This is a genomic window from Verrucomicrobiota bacterium (assembly GCA_021413925.1).
Classification (GTDB): domain Bacteria; phylum Verrucomicrobiota; class Verrucomicrobiia; order Chthoniobacterales; family UBA6821; genus UBA6821.
Window position 1 is genome coordinate 111903 of the sequence record JAIOPL010000002.1, and the last position, 17186, is coordinate 129088.

The 17186-nt window shown below is 55.5% G+C and carries 16 protein-coding genes and 1 tRNA gene; 10 read left to right on the top strand and 7 right to left on the bottom strand.

Going from position 1 to position 17186, the window contains the following annotated elements; genetic code table 11:
• Positions 1-97: 97 nt before the first annotated feature.
• Together K8R57_01300 and K8R57_01305 are read left to right on the top strand one after the other, a co-directional pair.
• On the top strand, positions 98-403 hold the full coding sequence (locus K8R57_01300) for a helix-turn-helix transcriptional regulator (GenBank protein ID MCE9586934.1): 306 nt from the start codon (positions 98-100) through the stop codon (positions 401-403).
• The gene (locus K8R57_01305; protein ID MCE9586935.1) at positions 404-1633 is read left to right on the top strand and encodes a type II toxin-antitoxin system HipA family toxin; all 1230 of its coding nucleotides are present in this window, start codon (positions 404-406) and stop codon (positions 1631-1633) included.
• A 61-nt stretch (positions 1634-1694) separates the two neighbouring features.
• On the opposite strand, the gene K8R57_01310 is transcribed toward K8R57_01305, so the two are convergent.
• Together K8R57_01310 and K8R57_01315 are read right to left on the bottom strand one after the other, a co-directional pair.
• On the bottom strand, positions 1695-3041 hold the full coding sequence (locus K8R57_01310) for a type II toxin-antitoxin system HipA family toxin (GenBank protein ID MCE9586936.1): 1347 nt from the start codon (positions 3039-3041) through the stop codon (positions 1695-1697).
• Positions 3038-3292, bottom strand: coding sequence for a helix-turn-helix domain-containing protein (locus K8R57_01315; GenBank protein ID MCE9586937.1), 255 nt, complete (start codon positions 3290-3292; stop codon positions 3038-3040). The genes K8R57_01310 and K8R57_01315 overlap by 4 nt, the downstream gene beginning before the upstream one ends.
• A 159-nt stretch (positions 3293-3451) precedes the next feature.
• Here K8R57_01315 and K8R57_01320 point away from each other — a divergent pair, with 159 nt between their 5' ends.
• Positions 3452-3784 (top strand): hypothetical protein, encoded by a 333-nt coding sequence (locus K8R57_01320; protein MCE9586938.1) that lies wholly within the window; start codon positions 3452-3454, stop codon positions 3782-3784.
• A 7-nt stretch (positions 3785-3791) separates the two neighbouring features.
• Here the strand turns inward: K8R57_01320 and K8R57_01325 are convergent, their stop codons facing one another.
• From K8R57_01325 to K8R57_01345, 5 genes are all read right to left on the bottom strand, one after another.
• Positions 3792-4844, bottom strand: a complete 1053-nt coding sequence (locus tag K8R57_01325) for a tyrosine-type recombinase/integrase (protein ID MCE9586939.1) — start codon at positions 4842-4844, stop codon at positions 3792-3794.
• 174 nt (positions 4845-5018) lie between these two features.
• Positions 5019-5093 (bottom strand) — tRNA-Cys (locus K8R57_01330).
• Between the two features lie 111 nt (positions 5094-5204).
• Positions 5205-7370 carry an ATP-dependent DNA helicase RecG gene (recG, locus tag K8R57_01335; protein ID MCE9586940.1) on the bottom strand — a complete coding sequence of 722 codons (2166 nt, stop codon included), beginning with the start codon at positions 7368-7370 and terminating at the stop codon, positions 5205-5207.
• A 114-nt stretch (positions 7371-7484) separates the two neighbouring features.
• Positions 7485-9188, bottom strand: coding sequence for a single-stranded-DNA-specific exonuclease RecJ (gene recJ, locus K8R57_01340; protein MCE9586941.1), 1704 nt, complete (start codon positions 9186-9188; stop codon positions 7485-7487).
• A 75-nt stretch (positions 9189-9263) separates the two neighbouring features.
• Positions 9264-10697 (bottom strand): TolC family protein, encoded by a 1434-nt coding sequence (locus tag K8R57_01345; protein ID MCE9586942.1) that lies wholly within the window; start codon positions 10695-10697, stop codon positions 9264-9266.
• A gap of 152 nt (positions 10698-10849) precedes the next feature.
• On the opposite strand from K8R57_01345, the gene K8R57_01350 reads away from it, so the two are divergent.
• From K8R57_01350 to K8R57_01380, 7 genes are all read left to right on the top strand, one after another.
• Complete coding sequence (locus tag K8R57_01350) at positions 10850-11110, top strand: hypothetical protein (GenBank protein MCE9586943.1); 261 nt, start codon at positions 10850-10852, stop codon at positions 11108-11110.
• A gap of 5 nt (positions 11111-11115) precedes the next feature.
• Positions 11116-12195, top strand: a complete 1080-nt coding sequence (locus K8R57_01355) for an HlyD family efflux transporter periplasmic adaptor subunit (protein MCE9586944.1) — start codon at positions 11116-11118, stop codon at positions 12193-12195.
• Positions 12196-12200: 5 nt separating this feature from the next.
• Positions 12201-13796, top strand: a complete 1596-nt coding sequence (locus K8R57_01360) for an FUSC family protein (protein MCE9586945.1) — start codon at positions 12201-12203, stop codon at positions 13794-13796.
• Between the two features lie 50 nt (positions 13797-13846).
• A complete protein-coding gene (locus K8R57_01365; GenBank protein ID MCE9586946.1) occupies positions 13847-14299 on the top strand; it encodes an RpiB/LacA/LacB family sugar-phosphate isomerase in 453 nt (150 codons plus the stop codon).
• A gap of 134 nt (positions 14300-14433) precedes the next feature.
• Positions 14434-14949 carry a paraquat-inducible protein A gene (locus tag K8R57_01370; protein ID MCE9586947.1) on the top strand — a complete coding sequence of 172 codons (516 nt, stop codon included), beginning with the start codon at positions 14434-14436 and terminating at the stop codon, positions 14947-14949.
• A complete protein-coding gene (locus K8R57_01375) occupies positions 14946-15440 on the top strand; it encodes a paraquat-inducible protein A (protein MCE9586948.1) in 495 nt (164 codons plus the stop codon). The genes K8R57_01370 and K8R57_01375 overlap by 4 nt, the downstream gene beginning before the upstream one ends.
• A gap of 18 nt (positions 15441-15458) precedes the next feature.
• On the top strand, positions 15459-17048 hold the full coding sequence (locus tag K8R57_01380; GenBank protein ID MCE9586949.1) for an MlaD family protein: 1590 nt from the start codon (positions 15459-15461) through the stop codon (positions 17046-17048).
• The last annotated feature ends 138 nt before the right edge of the window (positions 17049-17186 follow it).

Consider the following 17186-nt stretch of genomic DNA (forward strand, 5'->3'; position numbering starts at 1 on the left):
AACCATGTTTCAGGCGGTATCTTTGATTCTCTTCTTAATTAAAATAATGGCAAATATAGTTTGCATTATATTAATATATATACCATTAATATAAACTATGATTTCCATCCTTGGAGAACGAGAGGCAATGAAAGAACTGGGCAGGAGGCTCAGGCTCCATCGCCTAAAGCAAAATCTCCCCCAGCAACATGTTGCTGATCTGGTGGGGATCAGTATGCCTACTTACCGCAAAATTGAGGCTGGGGTGGGGAGTGTGGAATTCCGACATGTCGCGAGGGCCCTTGGGGTCCTAGGATTCAGCGAGGCTCTGCACAACCTGATTCCGGAACCTGAAACTACTCTTAAGCTGAAGGATCTTCTCGCGCCGGAACGATTGAAGGCATCCCCAAGAACTTCCAAATAAATGGAGAAGAAGCTTCAAGTCCATTGGTGGGATGGATCCGTCGTGGGGCATCTGGTCCATCGGGGAGCCGTTTATTTCGTTTATGATGAAGACTGGCTGCGGCGCGGTCTGAATCTCTCGCCTATCAGCCTGCCATTCACCGATCTGGCATTTAATGGAAGCAAGGGGGTCGACGGACTTCCCGGCCTTATCGCGGACTGCTTGCCTGATGCCTGGGGGCGGAAAGTGGCTCGTGCCGAATTCGCGGCCCGAATATGGGGGGAACCAAGTATCATGTCGCTTCTCGCTTGGAGGGGGAGGCGGGGGCTCGGAGCACTTGGATTCGAACCGGCAACGGAAACGGGCGATTCCAAACTGGAACAGGTCAGTGCGAAAGCTTTGGCCAAGGGAGCCGCTGAAATTGACCGAGGAAGCCCCTCGGAGGTTTTACCCCAGTTGGTCCGAGGAGGAACAGCGGGAGGAGCTCTGCCAAAGTCCATCGTTCTCTCTTACCCAGATGGGACTCTCCGAGTGGGAGAACCTGATGGGGAGGGAACACCAAGCCTGCTGAAGTTTGATGCAACCGAAGATGGTGTTCATGCCCGCTGCGAGCATGTCTTTGCCCAGATGGCCCGAGGAGCTGGCATTGATGCGGTGGAGACGAGGCTCCTGGAAGAGTCGGTGGATTCTTCTAGAAGGCATCTCCTGGTGAAGCGCTTTGATATTCCCGATCAGACAAGTCCTTCGCCTAAGACATTGAGGAGGCATTTTCATACGGTCAGTGGTTTGCTCCACAAGGAACCAACCGACCTCGACTATCGGGACCTATTCCGTCTAGCCCTGCGACTTCATTCAGCTTCTTCGCAGCTCCGCGAAATCGCGCGGAGGATGATCTTCAATGTGATGGCATCTAATATGGATGATCATGCCAAGAACCATGCCTTTCAATTGGACGAAGAATTTGGGCTCTGGAGCCTCACTCCTGCCTATGACATGACATTCTCTCCCGGGCTTCTTTCCCGAGGAATGACAGTGTCGGATGAAACATGGCCGTTATCAACGACCATGGAGGCGCTCTGTCTCGACGCCGGCCTGAGTCGTGAGGAATACCGCGAGATCTTCGAGGCTGTGGAGTCTTCGCTCCAAAAGTGGCCGGAGTTGGCGAAGGAGCATGAAATACCCGAGGTCAAGGTCCGTGAGATCAGCGAGCGGTTCTCCAGAATCCGGGAGAAAGTACTACAAACTGGTTAGAAAGCCACCGATCCATCTCTCTCTCAAAGCGCGGCTTCTGAGACTCATGGTAGCCTTGGAATTATTTTTTGGATCTCGAGCGACGGGTTCCTAGCCCCTCTGATTGGCCAACAATGGTTTTAGGATTAGCCAATTTCGGAGGATCAGAAATTCCTCCAAGAAGGTTTTCAGTTTCCGGTTGGGGTAAGGAGTAGTGACGTCTGTCACGAAGTGTCTGGATGCCTTCCTCCCATGCCAGAAGCATGTGTTTCCCAAGATCTCGAAAATCCGGATGTTCGCTGATCGCTTCACGGACTTTTGGAGCTGTGTCGGTGATCGCCTCGCAGATTGATTCGATCATGAGAGATTGTTCACGGAGGGGGATGCCGAATTCCCGAGCAATGAAGGTTTGTAGATTCTTTCCTGGAGCCCAGGTTTTCTTGCCCATGAAGGCAATGCCGGGTGGCTGGTTCTGGTAGCCAGGGTAGACCACGGTAGTTAGGAGATCGTAGGCCGGTGAAACGCGGGCATCTGTTTTGCTGGAGTAGATCAGCGCCAGATTCTTGGCATGGCAGTCGGCATTACGGAGGGCATAGGTCAGCAGAAGCATGAGGCTGAGCTGACGGAAGGCCTCTCGCTGAGTTGGACCGGGAACATGGTTGCGGACCCCCTTCGCGATGCGTTCCCATGTGGTATCGTATTTCTTTTCCGGTGAAAGTCCCAGAAGGCAACAGAAGTCCTCCATACCCAGATGGGGGCGCCCTTCCTCATCGACATCAAAGCGGTGTGCGATGAGAGCTTTGCCATCCATGGAGATCTCGGTTTTGGTAGCAGGGAGGACTTTAGCGGCCACCTGCATGCAGAGGTGTTCATTGAGGGCTGCATAGGGGAGATTACGCGAGGAACCCTTGATGATATGTTTTCCAGTGAAGAGGGTGGTTTTGTTAAAAGCCTCGATGCCGAAGGTGGTATCGGTGCCATCAAGGAATTTTGGGATGACTCCTGAGACACCGCTCGTGGCGTGCTGGCGTACAAGTTCCGCAAAGGCTTCTTCGGAGTTATCACCTTCAAGGACTTCAGCGACTTCAAATGGTTGTGGGGGTGTTGCTAGATCTGCCCCTGGAGCGGAAACTTGGATGCGTCCGATCATGTGACGTCCCACCACGGAGAGAAGAGCTGTAGGTTCAGATCCAATATGGGGTCCGAATTTTTCCTGAAGGACCTTGAGTAGGTAACCTTCCGGAAGGTTCATCTGAAAAATTGGATGGAGGGGAGCATCCCAGCCGTAGGATTCTGTTCTCACTGGCATGGTGAGAGAAACAAAGTCTGCCGGATCGACCTCCGGGTGGTAGGTCATCACAGATTTGAAGGAACCGACTGGCTCCAGGGTGCCAACCTCGCGACCGAGAACGTGGACAGAAAGTTTCATGAGCCTCCTAGCTCTTTGCGGAGTTCATCCAGATTACCTGCCGAGCCGGTTGGACGGACATCGAGTTCGAGACCTAGGACTGTCAGTAATGAGATGAGCTTCCGGAGGCCAAATTCGGGTAGGTGTCCGTTCTCCAGCCGGGAGAGGGAAGCACTGGGGACCCCTGCGGACGCGGCGAGTTCCTTTTGTTTGAGGCTTAGCTCTTTCCTGCGGCTTGCAAGAAGTTGGCCGAACTCTGCTGTAGTCTTCATAAAGTGATAAATAAATCAAAAATATGACCATTCAAGGTAAAAGATGACAAATAAATCAATATATTGATTCCGTATGGCCTGTAATTTTTATGGGAGTGGAGGGGCGCTTGCTCCCAAGCAGGAGCACGAGAAGCGATAGGGAGGGTCAGAGTCCTTGGCATGTACATTGCCAAAAAAAACAATGCCCCAGTGGATGCTGTAACTCTGCTCAATAGCCGTCGCGTACCAGCCCGCCTCCATTCCAGCGAAGTGGCTGGGATGCTTGGATTCCAAGACCACGATATCCCGGTACTGGTTATTGCGCGGTTATTGATACCGCTGGGTAAGCCAGCGACTAATGCCCCGAAGTATTTTGCCTTGGTCGATGTGTTGGCTGCGGGACAGGACCGAGAGTGGCTTGCGCAAGCCACTCGGGTGCTGACCAAGTACTGGAGGGACAAGAACTCCCGCAAACGCACCGCAGGGGCGGAGGGTGATGAGTCGGGGCAATAGCTCATCTTTATCCGGAGGCAGATTCGTTTTTGGGTGAGTTGAAGGGGATGATCTTCGCCTCGTATTCCTCCAAAGGGGGTAGTGTTACCTGCGCCCTGCGTGCATAGGCACGGTGGACAGCCTTGCTGTTATGGCCGAGTGCCTTCTGGGCGAAGCGCTCAGGGTAACCGGCAACCTGAGCGCGTTCCGCCCAGGCGTAGCGGTAGGAGTGTAGGGATATCCCTTTGGTTCCAAGCCCGTCGCAACGCTGCTTGAACTCGGTTGCCCTGTCACCTGCCCTCACGGTGAAAAGGTAGGGGAAGAGGAGTCCCGTTATCGGGCGGTCCTTGAGGATGGCCTCGACCTCTTTGCCGAATCGGATCTGAGTGGGCTCTACGCTCCGCCACTTGGTCTTCATGCGGAAGAAGGTGATGACTTGGTTATCCCAGTCGACATCTTCGGCCTTCAGGCTGGCCAGGTCTGACTGGGATGCCCCGAGATGCCAGGCCATTTTGTAAAAGGCTTTGCGTTCGGGATTGTGCTCCCGCTCGACGATACGGGTGTGTTCCTCAAGGGTGATGCCGCGCTTTTCCTTGAAGCGGATAACCGGCCATTGGCGTTTCGGCATGATCGGCCAAGCGATCCATCCCATATCGATGCAGAAGTTGTGAAGTCGCCGCAGGAAGATGTTGGTGGAAACCGTTCCGTTTTTAACGCAGTTGAGAAGCTCCTCGGCATGAGTCTCGATGAGGATCTTGGGCAGCAGAGGCTTGATCGCCTTGTCCTTGGAAAAGGTGGTCCAGCGTTTGAGGTTGGCACCTGTCTTCATTTCGAGGTGGGTCTGAAGGGCAATTCCCCATGTGCGGGTTGTAACACCGGAATCGCTGCCTGCCAGATAAGCCCTGGCAATCTGCAGGTTGAGCATCGGCTGTCGCAGGGCCGTGTTCTTGTGTTGAACGATCTGCTCTGCCTCATCGGCTGAGATCTTGCCCAAGCTGGTTCTTGAGCCGGTCTGCGAGGCGACGCAGTAGTAGGTTCCTCCGCGGGTTCCACGGCGGATGAGTCGGTAGCGTTTTTTCATGCGGTTGGCGCAGCCGCGATGTTGAACGAGCCGATTCCCGGGTAGTTACCGAGTAGTGGGTGAGTCACCACCCGCACTCGGTGACTAGCCCCAAAACGGTTTTTTTGGTGTCCGTTTTGGTGTCCGTTTGGTGTCCGCTACCTCTAGAGCGTTTATTTATATGGCTCTAGGAGGTGGAGGCGGGGGACGGAATCGAACCGTCGCATGGGGCTTTTGCAGAGCCCGGCCTTACCACTTGGCTACCCCGCCTTGAACTACTTTCAGATTAGACACAAACCGGACCGGGCACAATGAGGAGCTTGATCGGTTGGTAATGGAGAAGCTGAGCAGAAGGGGTAGGGGAGTAGGCGGATGTTTTCCTTAACCATTCGTAAACGCGAGGGCTCCTAAAGACTCTAAACGAAGCGCATGATTTTCTCTGAGAAGACGAAGTGTGTGATGTCGGGGTATTGAGAGGGCGGGATCCTGCTCGAGAATTCTCGAGGCCTCTTTGCCTGCCAGAGAAATCAGGTCGGCATCCTGGTAGAGATCTGCAATCCGGAGTGGAGGAAGGCCGCTCTGTGTTGTCCCGAGAATATCACCCGAACCTCGCAGTCGTAGATCCTCCTCCGCAATGACGAACCCATCGGTGCTCTGTTCCAGAATCCGCAACCGTTCCATAGCCTCGGGATTGCCGCTTCCCTCAATGAGGACGCAGGTGGAGGTGTAGGGGCCGCGTCCGATGCGTCCGCGGAGCTGATGAAGTTGAGCAAGGCCGAAGCGTTCGGCATTCTCGACAAGAAGGAAGGTGGCGTTGGGAATATCGACTCCCACTTCAATGACCGATGTGGTCACCAAGACATGAGTCTTTCCCGAGCGGAAGTCTTCCATGAGGGAAGTCTTTTCTTCCTTTTTCATGCGACCATGAAGCAGCGCACAGTTGTAGGGGGCAACTCGTTTCTGCCATGCGGCAACTTCCGCCTCCGCGGCTTTGGCTGTGAGTTTTTCCGATTCCTCAATCAAGGGATAGACGATGAAGGCCTGACGACCTTTCTCCAGTTGCCCTTTGAGGTAAGCTGTGATCTCGGGGAGTTTTCCGGGGTCACGGGCTGCTGTGCGTAGGGTTCCTCTGCCGGTCGGCAACTCGTTGATGATCGAGAGATCAAGGTCACCATAGAGAGTCTGAGCGAGTGTTCTGGGAATCGGAGTGGCAGTCATCACAAGCACATCGGGGGCTGAGGACAAGGCTGCAAGGTGCGTTCGCTGGAGGACACCGAACTTGTGCTGTTCGTCGATCACGACCAATCCGGCCCCGGCCAATGTCTTGTCATCATGCAGGAGTGCATGGGTGCCGATCACGGCCGTGGGTCTGTTATCTGCAGCAGGTAAGGGGGAGGACTTGCTCTTCCTGGCGCCGGTCAGTAGGTGCACCGGGATACCGAGGGGAGTAAGCCATGCCAGGAAATTCCGGTAATGTTGCTCTGCCAGGATCTGTGTCGGTGCCATGAGAATGGCGCGATGGCCCGCCTCGAGCGCAAGCAGCATTGCCGAGGCCGCGACAACGGTCTTTCCTGAGCCGACATCTCCTTGCAGGAGTCGCTGCATCCTGTGGTCCTGAGCCATATCGTGCCGAATTGCTGCCAAGGAGCGCTGCTGTGCTTCTGTCATCGTAAAGGGAAGATGTCGAAGGAATGTCTCGAGAAGTTTTCCCTCGGGTCTTTTAGCCGCGCCACGGGGTTTGCGGGCCTCGTTTCGTCGGAGGGTGACAAGCGTTTGGACTCCCAGCAGTTCACGCAGAGCGAGCTCCCTGCGTGATGGTTCGAGATGCTCGGAATCCTCGGGAAAATGAATATCCCGGAGGGCCTTGTCCCAGCGACAGTTTCGCTCCGGAAGAGGGTCACTCCACTTCTCCCAATCGGTCTCTGATAGCGCCCGGTGAATCAGTCCCCTGATGACTCTCACGCTGATGCCCTCACCTGCGGGGTGGATGGGCACAATCCGGTCTAGATGAATGCTCTGGCGATCCTCATCAGTTACCACCTCAAACTCGGGATGCTCCATGCAGAGGCGCTTCCCGCGAAGGCGGACCTTGCCATAAACAATCACCCGTACGCCAGTCGTGACGGTTTTCTGCACATGGAAGAGATTAAACCAACGGAGAATGATGCGTGCTGTGAGAGGTGATCCAGATGTCTCCTCGATCTCGGCCTCGAAGCTCCGCATTCGTCCGAAGCGACGGAAGATTGTCTTCCCCACAATGCCGCTCAGGCAGAAAGCCCGCTCGCTCTCCCCATCCGGGAAGTAGTCGAAGCGCTTCCTATCCTCGTGGCGACGGGGATAGTGTTCGAGCAGGTCGCGCAGGCTGATGATACCCAGTTTGCCAAGCGCCGTGAGTTGTGGCCTTCTGATCCAGCCGAGCTCCTCAAGGCTGATTTGCGGATCATGGGGAGGAAGTGACACCGACTTCTTCTCCTTCTTGGTTCTAGGTTTCTTTTTAAGGACCTTCTTACTTTTTTCCTCCGTAACATCAACCGGGGAAGTATTCATAGGAAACTCAGGAATTCAGGAAAGGAGTGGAAATAAAGTTTGGTAATAGCTGTTACTATTTCTGAGTTCCTGAGTTCCAAATTATTTTCATTCTGTGGATTTGAGAATCGATGTTTAGGCGTTACCCGAGGCACTCCTGATAGCCACGATCTGTACCTGCGCCTCATCGCGTCCCTGCCAGGTGTTGCGGTTGACGGTGTAGGCGACATCCCAAGGGGGGCGGGGTAATTCATCCAGAGAGGCATTGAACCAGATGGCTGTCCGTTTTTTTCCGCTGCTACTGAGTTCCAGTCTCAGGTGCTTCTCCTTAAGGACACGGGGAGTCGAGGAGGGTGTGACTCCTCGGGAAAACAGCAGGGGTTGAGAGTTCGATGTGCCGAAGGGGGCAAGTCGGTCCTGGGTCTCGAGCCAGTCCTCATCAGCAAGTCCCATGTCTAGTTCGGCATCCAGACGGAGCCTCGGAATCAGATCCTCTTCGCTGATAATTTCTCTGGTCGCAGTCTCGAAGCGATTTCTCAATTCCTCTAACCGCGACTCCTTAAGACTCAGGCCGGCTGCCATATCATGGCCTCCATAGGCATCCAGCAGTTCAGAGCATCGGCCGAGGGCCTCGACGAGCGGCAGCCCTTCGATGCTGCGTCCGCTTCCCTTGCCGGAACCGGTGCCGTCAAACCCGATGATCAGTGTTGGTCGATGCCAGCGACGGGAAATACGCGAGGCGACGATGCCGACCACTCCTTGATGCCAGTCCTGCTTTCCCGCCACGATGGTTGCGTGGCGGTTCGGATCAAAGTGTGCTGCGACCCACTCCTCGGCCTGCAGGGTGACATACCTCTCGACGGCCTGGCGCTCCCTGTTCTGATGTTCCAATCCGGAAGCGATTCGCGTCGCCTCATTCGCATCATCTGTGAGTAGAAGGCGGAGAGCTTCAGTGGCGCTTCCGAGGCGTCCTGCAGCATTGATCCGGGGTCCGAGTTTGAAACCTATATCCGAGGGATCATAAGGGGCGACGGCACCCGACACATGGAGCAAGGCATGAAGGCCTGCCCAGCGGGAACGGGCCAGTTGGAGGAGGCCGGCCTTTACAAAAATCCGGTTTTCGCCCGTCAAGGGGACGATGTCGGCGACGGTCCCCACGGCCACAAGATCGAGGAAGTCCCGAAGGTCGAGTCTTTCGACAGGAAATGCCTTCTGCATGGCATGGCAGAGCTTGAAGACGATCCCAGCGCTGCAGAGATAATGAAAGTCATCTCCCAATTTGGGATTCACCAGGGCGGCGGAGAGAGATTTTACGGTTTCCGGATCGGGCTCGTGGTGATCGAGTACGACGAGTTCGCAGCCTGCTTTACGGAGCTGTTCCGCCTCGGTGCGAGAGTTGGTTCCGCAATCGACCGCCACAACGAGGCTGGGGATTGTTTCTCGGAGGCAGCGGGCGACGCCTGCCGTGCTGAGTCCATATCCCTCGGCAGAGCGGTCGGGAATAAAGCATTCCACGCTTCCTCCGGCCGCGCGGAGATAGCGGCAGAGAATGGTCAACGAGGAGACCCCGTCGACATCGTAGTCTCCGTAGAGGGTGATCCGTTCTTTGGAATGGATCGCTTCGATCAACCGGGCAACAGCCTCGGTAATGCCGGGGATTTCCTCGGGTGGACGCAGGCCGGCAAGTCGTGGATCCAGGAAGAGTGTGGCTTTATCGGGCGTTGAGAATCCCCTGGCGCTCAGGAGTGTTGCCACCACATCGGGAATCCCGAGTTCCACTGCCAGGCGACGCGTCAGGATCGCATCGGGAATGGTCGGCAGGATCCAGCGGCGTTGCATCGTTTGAAACTATCCCTGGAGTCGCCGGATGGCAATTTTGTGTTTTCGGGAAATGGCTTTTGAAGCCGATGGCTTTCAGAGCTGCCCGCTCGCGTAGGCAAGGGTCGCCAAACTCGCGGCAATTGATTGGTCGCACTCAGCCTTCGTCGCCATCGCTTTAGCCAAAGAGGTGCGAGCCGAGAGGACGTCCTGAATGGATGTCCTGCCCAAGTCGAAACTGGCCAAGAGTGCATCATAAGAAGACTGGCTTGCCTTGAGGAGATCGTCCGCAGATTGCTTCCTCTCAATCGACGCCTTTGCCGTCGTGTAGGAGCGCCAGACTGTGGCAAGGGCCTCCTCTCGTGCTTGGAGGACAGCCTCGTTGGCCTCCCTCCACGATGAGGCCGCCTGCTTCACCTTGCTTCGGTTGAGACCGCCGTCGAAGAAGGGCCATTCGACATTCACCGATCCCCCGTAGTTTTGGAAACTCAACCCGACATCGTGAATTTCTCCCCCGTTGATCGTGGTGTTGAAATTTTGGTAACTTTGCACTCCCTTAATGGAGAATTGAGGGAGTGTACCTGCTTTCGTAGCGCGAAGGGATTGCTCGGCGGACTGAGCCTTGGCGACCTTGGCCAGTAAGTCTGGTTTCTGCTTCAAGGCTGCTTGCACAAATTGGTCAAGGGGTGCCTGAAGACGACTGTCGAGACGCGAGAAATCGTAGTTTGCAACCTGTAATCCGCATTCCGGTTCTGCACCGATCACCTGGATCAGATTCAGCCTGGCTACCTCCCAGTTGGAGCGGGCATTGACCAGATCAAAGGCAGCCTGTGCCTTGGCTTGTTTGGCTTGAAGCAAGATCGGTTCTGTCAGAAGGCCCTGATCATACTTGGCTTGTGTGGAACCAAGAACATCTTCCGCCGACTTCGCGGAGACCTCGGCAGTCTCGATCAGTCGACGATCGGTCTCGAGCGTGTAGTAAGCCTTGGTGACTAGGAAAGTGATCTGCTGGTGCGTGGCGTTGAAGGAAAGATTGGCTGCAGTTTGGGTGCGCTTGGCGGCCTTTGTGTTTGCGATCCTCTGGCCGAAGTCAAAGAGGGTGTATCGAAGGTTCACCCCGGCGCTCAGGTTGCTGTAGTTACCACTGGCCTTATCGTTGAAGTTTACGGGTACCACGATACCGGACTGACTTCTTGCTCCAGTGAGGTCCTGGCTCCAGTACCCTCCGCCGTAACTACTCGTCACTGTGAGGGTGGGATAAAACTGAGCCTCGGTCATGCCTGTGGAAGCAGCGGCTTGGACAGCAGTCTCCCAAGAGATTCTGGTCGAGGGGTTGTGACGCTGGGCCAGGTTCACCAGTTCAGGCAGAGTGTAGCTCTTCTTGGGATCGACGAAGCTGTAATCATGGAGCTTGGCCATGAGCTCCATCTGGCGAGTCATTTCCGCCGAGGAGGGAATGGGGGCCTGTTTGTCCTTGGATGCAGGAATGGAGACCGAGTCGCTGGAAGCTCTTGCCGATGTCAATGACATGGGATGAACCAGCAGGCACGTTAGGACTGCAAAAGATACGGAGAAACGTAAATACTGCTTCATCAGTGGGGTAGGTAACGGTGACTGCGATTTCCTGTCGAGCCCCCATTTGCCTTGCTTCCGATTTCCCGCCGTCCCTAATGTTCGTGCCGATGAAACGGCTTCTCCTTGCTACCGCCTCCGTAGGCGTGGCCGGCCTCCTCTCGGGATGTTCCTGTATTCAGGAAATTGGCGGGGCTTATTTTCCAGCCTGGCTTCTCTCGATTCTGATTGGTTGGGCGCTCTCCCTGATCTCTCGCTTCATCTTAATTAAGGTTGGCATCGACGGATGGATTCGTCCCCGATCAATCGGCTACCCCTGTCTGGGGGTTTTCTTCACTTTGTTGATCTACCTGATCTTTTTCACCCACTGAATGAAATGACTACCGAAGAGCAAAAGAATCCCACCGGACTTGCTGAAAACCCAGCGGATCGCCATTCCAGCAAGGCCATCCTGGGGGCCGCGATTGGTTGGAGCTTCGTGATCCTGGCGATCTTAGCCTCGGTCATCACCTACGCATGGAACTCCCGCAATCCCCGCTGCAATAACGGCGTGCTCGTGGCCGACATGATCGGGATCGCCCCACGGGTGTCGGGGCCAATCAAGGAACTCCCCATCAAGGACAACCAGCTGGTTCACAAGGGGGACATTCTCTTTGAGATCAATCCCGCTCCCTACGAGATCGCCGTGCAGTCGTCAAAAGCCAACCTCGCCATGGCCGAGGGCGCTCTGAAGAACGCCGGATTGCAGATCGCCGCGCAGGAGGATCAGGCGAAGGCGGCGCAGGCCTCGCTCGATCAGGCGCAGGCCAAACTGGCCACGGCCAAGGACAACTACGACCGCATCGCCCCGCTGCTCGCGAAGCACTATGCCAGCGCGCAGGACGTGAGCGATGCCAAGAACACGATGCAGTCTGCCCAAGCTGGAGTCGCCGCCTCGCAGGCGCAGTTGCTCTCGGCCCAATCCTCCGTGCTCAGCATCGCCGAGGCGCAGGCCAAGCGTGACGCCGCCGCCGCGAATCTCGCCCAGGCAGAATTGAACCTGAAGTATTGCACCGTGAAGGCCCCCTTCGATGCCCTGATCTCGCAGATGTCGATTTCCCGGGGAGCGTTTGCCTCCGAGGGGCAGCAGGTCTTCACGCTGATCGACATCCATTCCTGGTGGGTCTGCGAGCCGTACCGCGAGGGCCAGATCCAGAAGATGAAGACGGGCGATCCCGCGACCGTAGAGTTAAAAACCGCCGCGGGGAAATTCTTCAAGGGAACGGTGGAGAGCATTGGATGGGGAGCCACCCCCCAGGCACTGCAGAAGAGCATCCTTCCGGTCATCCCCCAGGCGCTGGATTGGGTCCAGTTGGAACAGCGCTTCCCGGTCAGGATCAAACTTGCCGATGACGTCCCGCCTGAGATCTTGCGCGTCGGAACCACGGCGACCGCAACGGTTCACACGGGTCGCTGACTCGCATGGGATCCCCATCCGGCACGATGCCCCAGCCGGGGAGGGGGGGCTTCACCCTCGCCGGTTTTTTCCGGCAAGTCCTGGAGGAGCTGAGGCCAACGCCTGATCGGTTAGGCGGGACGATGAGAATAGTCAGCGCCTGCCTTCTCATTTGGATCGTTGTCCTGACATTCCGGAATCCCATGGCGGATCTGGCCGTTTTGATGGTCTTCGTCTTTCTCCAGAGAAACAAAATGATGACCCGTTATGTCGCCGTCCTTGCGATTGTTGCCCTGATCATTTCGTCCCTCTGGATTTTCGGGATCGCCTACCTCTCGTGGAATATCAACTGGCTCAGGGTTCTCCTCTGGGGGGGCATGTTCTGGATCAACTTTTATTTCATGAGCAGGCTCCCGAAGGTGAACCTCATCTTCATGCTACCGATCATCTTCGCGGCGGTCTTCTGTTTCAGCTTCGATCAGGATCCCAATCCCAATTATCTCATCAGCCAACTGGGATGGCTCTGGTGCGCCATAGGACTAACCATCATGGGATCGTTCCTGGTCGAGTATTTTTTCGGCGCACCCAGCGCTCTGGATCTGCTCAGGGCAGAAGTACGGAGGGGCCTCGACCGCATCGAGATCCATTGCCTGAAAAGAGCCGTGGGACAACTCTCCCCGCTCGAGCTCGGGGTGAACACGGGTGTTGCTTTGGATCAGGCCAAAATGATCCAGAAGTTCGGAGGCCTGACCCCTCTGCAGAGGGAAAATTGCACCCGGATCGTCTCGGCACTCGGTGAGATCGACCGGGTTGCCTTCGAGGGGGATCTCTCCGTTCCACCCAGTGCCTCCGATCGGGCTGATTGGCATCACGTTTCAAGGCACCTGGATTGGCTCAGGAAGCGTCTTTTGCAAGGGGAGGAGTGGCATCGCGCGCAAAATGCGGATGGTGAAATTCCCAACGCCCATTCCTTCGGTAATGCACGACTGGCCGAAGCCATGAAGGAGTTGATGGATGCCGAGGCATGCCTCGATTCCAAGGGAGAGGGTCGCGGAGTTCCGTCAAAAAAAATGCCCGAGGAGCCTGCCCCGGTTGAAAGGAAAGATTTCACCGACGCGGAATTCGCCACCAGGGCGACTATTGCGACCATGGCCTGTTACATGTTTGCCAGCATGACCGACTGGAGCGGCATTCATACCTGCATGATCACCTGCGCGGTCTCAGCCATGAACAATGTCGATTCACAGGTCTTCAAGCAGCGCCTTCGCATCATCGGCGCCTCGATCGGAGGGATGATGGGATTCCTTGCCATGTTCCTGATCCCCCACATGGACAATCTCATGGGAGTCCTGCTCGTGATGGCTCTCGGAACCGGGATCAGCGCCTGGGTCTGCATGGGGCGGGTGAAGTATTCCTACATCGGCGTGCAGATGGGGCTGGCCTTTGTGATGCTTGTCGCCCAAGACCCTCACGCCACCACCGAGTTCACCGTGATCAGGGACCGTCTGGTCGGGATTTTGGTGGGCCTTTTCGCCATGCGCTACGCCTTCATCTGGTGGACGCCCAAATACATCCGGGGCGAAGAACCCAAGGTGCCCACAAACCGGCTTATTCCCATCTGATGGAGTAGCTTCTCCCTTGCCTTGATGGTAACAAGAAATAGACTTCATTCATGCTCGTAGGACTTGCAACCGACCATGGGGGATTTGAGCTCAAGGAAGAGCTGGTAGCCCAGCTTAAAGCTGCCGGGCATGAGGTTGTAGACTTCGGGGCCCATCAGCTTAGCCATGACGATGACTATCCCGACTACGTTGTTCCTCTGGCTCATGCTGTAGTGGCCGGTGAGGTGGAGCGCGGTATTGCGATCTGCGGCAGCGGGGTCGGAGCTTCTGTCTGTGCCAATAAGATCGAGGGAGTACATGCCTGCCTGATCCATGATCATTTCTCCGCCAAGCAGGGAGTCGAAGACGATCATATGAACATCCTCTGTATGGGCGGTCGTACCGTGGGCCCCTGCGTCGCCTGGGATCTCGTGGAGTCGTTTCTCAAAGCAGAGTACAGTCAGGAACCACGTCACTTGCGGCGTCTGGGCAAGGTGGCGCTGCTTGATTCTCGGAAGGCTTGAATCAGGTAGTTACAAAGACTGAGGAAGGCCCTGTTGGGAAATGGGTAGCCTGTCCCTATTGCGAGGCCCCCTGCCTGAAGAGAGAGCTTCTTCCGGGGCAGGAACTCTCCTGTGCGCGGTGCGATTCGACAGTCATGGTTCCCTTCGGAAAACGGACCCTTCAGCCACCCCTGGCTCTCTCGATGACGGGGCTTTTTCTTCTCCTGCTTGCCAATACGACGCCGATCCTGACCTTTGAGGTCGTCGGGAGGTCGCAGGCCGACTACATGATCACGGGTGTGATTGAATTATGGAATCAGGGATATTTTCTGATCGCCTTGCTTGTTTGTTTCGCCGGGATCATTGCTCCGGCGCTTTATCTTTCCTCTGTCTTCTACATCTCGCTCGCTACTGTTTTCCGAATCAAGCTGCCCGGGCTGCGCAGGGTTTTTTCTCTTGGACGCGCTGTTAATCCTTGGAACCTCATCCCAGTCTATTCGATCGCGACGGTTGTTTCGGTGGTTAAGTTAAAGATGCTAGGAGAGGTGCATTGGGAACCGGGCGCGCGGTTTGTGCTGGCTGTGGCTGTCATGTCGATCCTCTGCCATCAGATCTCGGACAAGCAGATTGCCTTGGAACGTCTTGAGGAGATGGGTGTGGAGATCACATGATGAACCTTTCAGACCAAACCCGCCTCAATCTCTCCCGAGCACTCGTTGTGACGGGTTTGATCCTCTATATTCCCTCCAACATCATGCCGGTGATGACGATGTCTCTTGTCGGCAAGGTGGATCCTTTGACAGTTATGGGAGGGGTTATTGAACTCTACGACTCCGGCCTTCCCTTGATTGCCGGGGTAGTTTTTCTGGCCAGTTTTGTCCTGCCCTTTGCGAAACTGGCGGCGTTGGCCTGGGTTCTCTTCCTGCATGGTTCACCATCCCTGAGGCGAGAACGGAGCAAAGTTTTTAAGATTGTTCACCGGATTGGAAGCTGGTCGATGATCGATATCTTTCTTCTAGCTGTCCTTGCCGCTGTGGGCCAGTTGGGGGCACTTGCCTCGGTTCGAGCCGAACCGGGATGCATTGTTTTTGCCATTGTGCTTCTATGCAGTCTTGTCGCCGCTGAAATTTACAAACCCCGCCTGATCTGGGAGGATGCGTAGTCCCAAATCATTGAACCCATGAGCACTCCATCAAACCCACAGCAGGACCACGGGATTGTCGTGCCGAAGAAGCGCTTGCAAATCTCCTGGGTTTGGCTTTTTCCCGTTATGGCCGCATCGGCCGCAGGATACATGTTTGCTCATAACTGGCTCAGTCGCGGGCCCGAAATCCTGATTGAGTTCGCAAACGCCCCAGGGATACGTGCCGACAAGACGAAGTTGATTTACCGTGGGGTGGAGGCCGGCATCGTGGACAAGGTGGAACTTGATGCAAAACTGGAAAAGGTTAAGGTACACGTACGGTTGCAGAAATTCGCAGAGGGTATCGCGCGCGAAGGATCTACTTTCTGGATCGATCAACCGGTAATCAGCCTGAGCGGTGCTTCCGGGATCGATTCTCTCATCAACGGAAATTCCATCCAGGCATCGATGGGCACTGGCGCATTTTCCGCCCGCTTCACTGGGGCCGAAAATGCCCCGGTCGTCTCGCTGAACAAGATTCATGACCTGATCAGGCTACGGGGGGCGATAGCTCCTTATCTAGAGGCGGGTTCGCAGGTCTACTTCCGCGGAGTTGTTGTGGGTGTTGTTAGGACAAAGGCTTTAGACGATCACAACCAGCCCTATCTCGACGTCCTGATCGACGATCAGTACGAGGATCTCCTTCGGGGCAATGCGAGATTCTGGATTACGTCGCCAACAGATGTAAAAATAGGGTCGGGTGTTTTTAAAATCAATTTTTCGGGACTTAAGACGCTGCTCTTCGGTGCCATCAATTTTGACTTTTTCGGAGATATTGGGAATCGGGTCAGCGCGGGAGCTGAGTTTCAGCTTTATGCCAATCCATCGGCAGCACGTGCCAACTCCGAACCAATCATTTTGGAATTTAACAACGCCCAAGGAATTCTGCCGGGTGAAACTCAGTTGCGCTACTTGGGAGTCCCTGTTGGAATTGTGGATAAGGTTGAACCCGCTGATGGCAAGGCGCTTGTGACTGCAAGATTGGTGCCGGGATACGAAAACCTCAGGAGTAGAGGATCGGTCTTCTCCGTGACTCGGCCTGTCATCTCACTTCAGAAAGTATCCGGCTTAGAAACTCTCGTGAGCGGCATCTACATTGATTGTATCCCCGGGGCAAAGGGCCCTGCTGTGGATCGTTTCAAAGGAGTGACACAGGAGCAGGCAGCCCTCATCCAGCCGGGAGATCCCGGATTCAGGGTTGTATTGAACTCTCCCTCTACGAAGATCGGCGTGGGTTCGGAAGTCCGCTACAGGGGAATATCCGTGGGAAGAGTCATCAAAAAAGCCCTTTCCCCAGATGGTCAGAACATCAGCCTGACACTCACGATTGATAATCAGTATGCTCCCTTGCTCCATGTGTACACCCGGTTCTGGGATTCCAGCGGAGTGAATATCTCGGGTGGTCTGATTTCTCTCAATGTGCGTGCGCCGGCACTCGAGTCGAGCGCACTGACCTGCATCGATTTTGCAACTCCCGAGGGGGTGGCTATGGGGGATCCGGTGAAACCCGGCCATGTCTACACTCTCTTTAACTCTCCCAAGAAGGATTGGCTTCAATGGATGCCCGACATCCCTCTTACCAAATGATCAGCGACGATTTGCAAAGGCAGCTGCAGTGTGGCATCATCAGCACCATGAATAGGGCCCATCCCATCACTTGCGCAGTCCGCGCTGGCGCTCTGCTTCTTCTTGCTCTCTAATTTTTCCGGAGCGGCCTGAGATCCG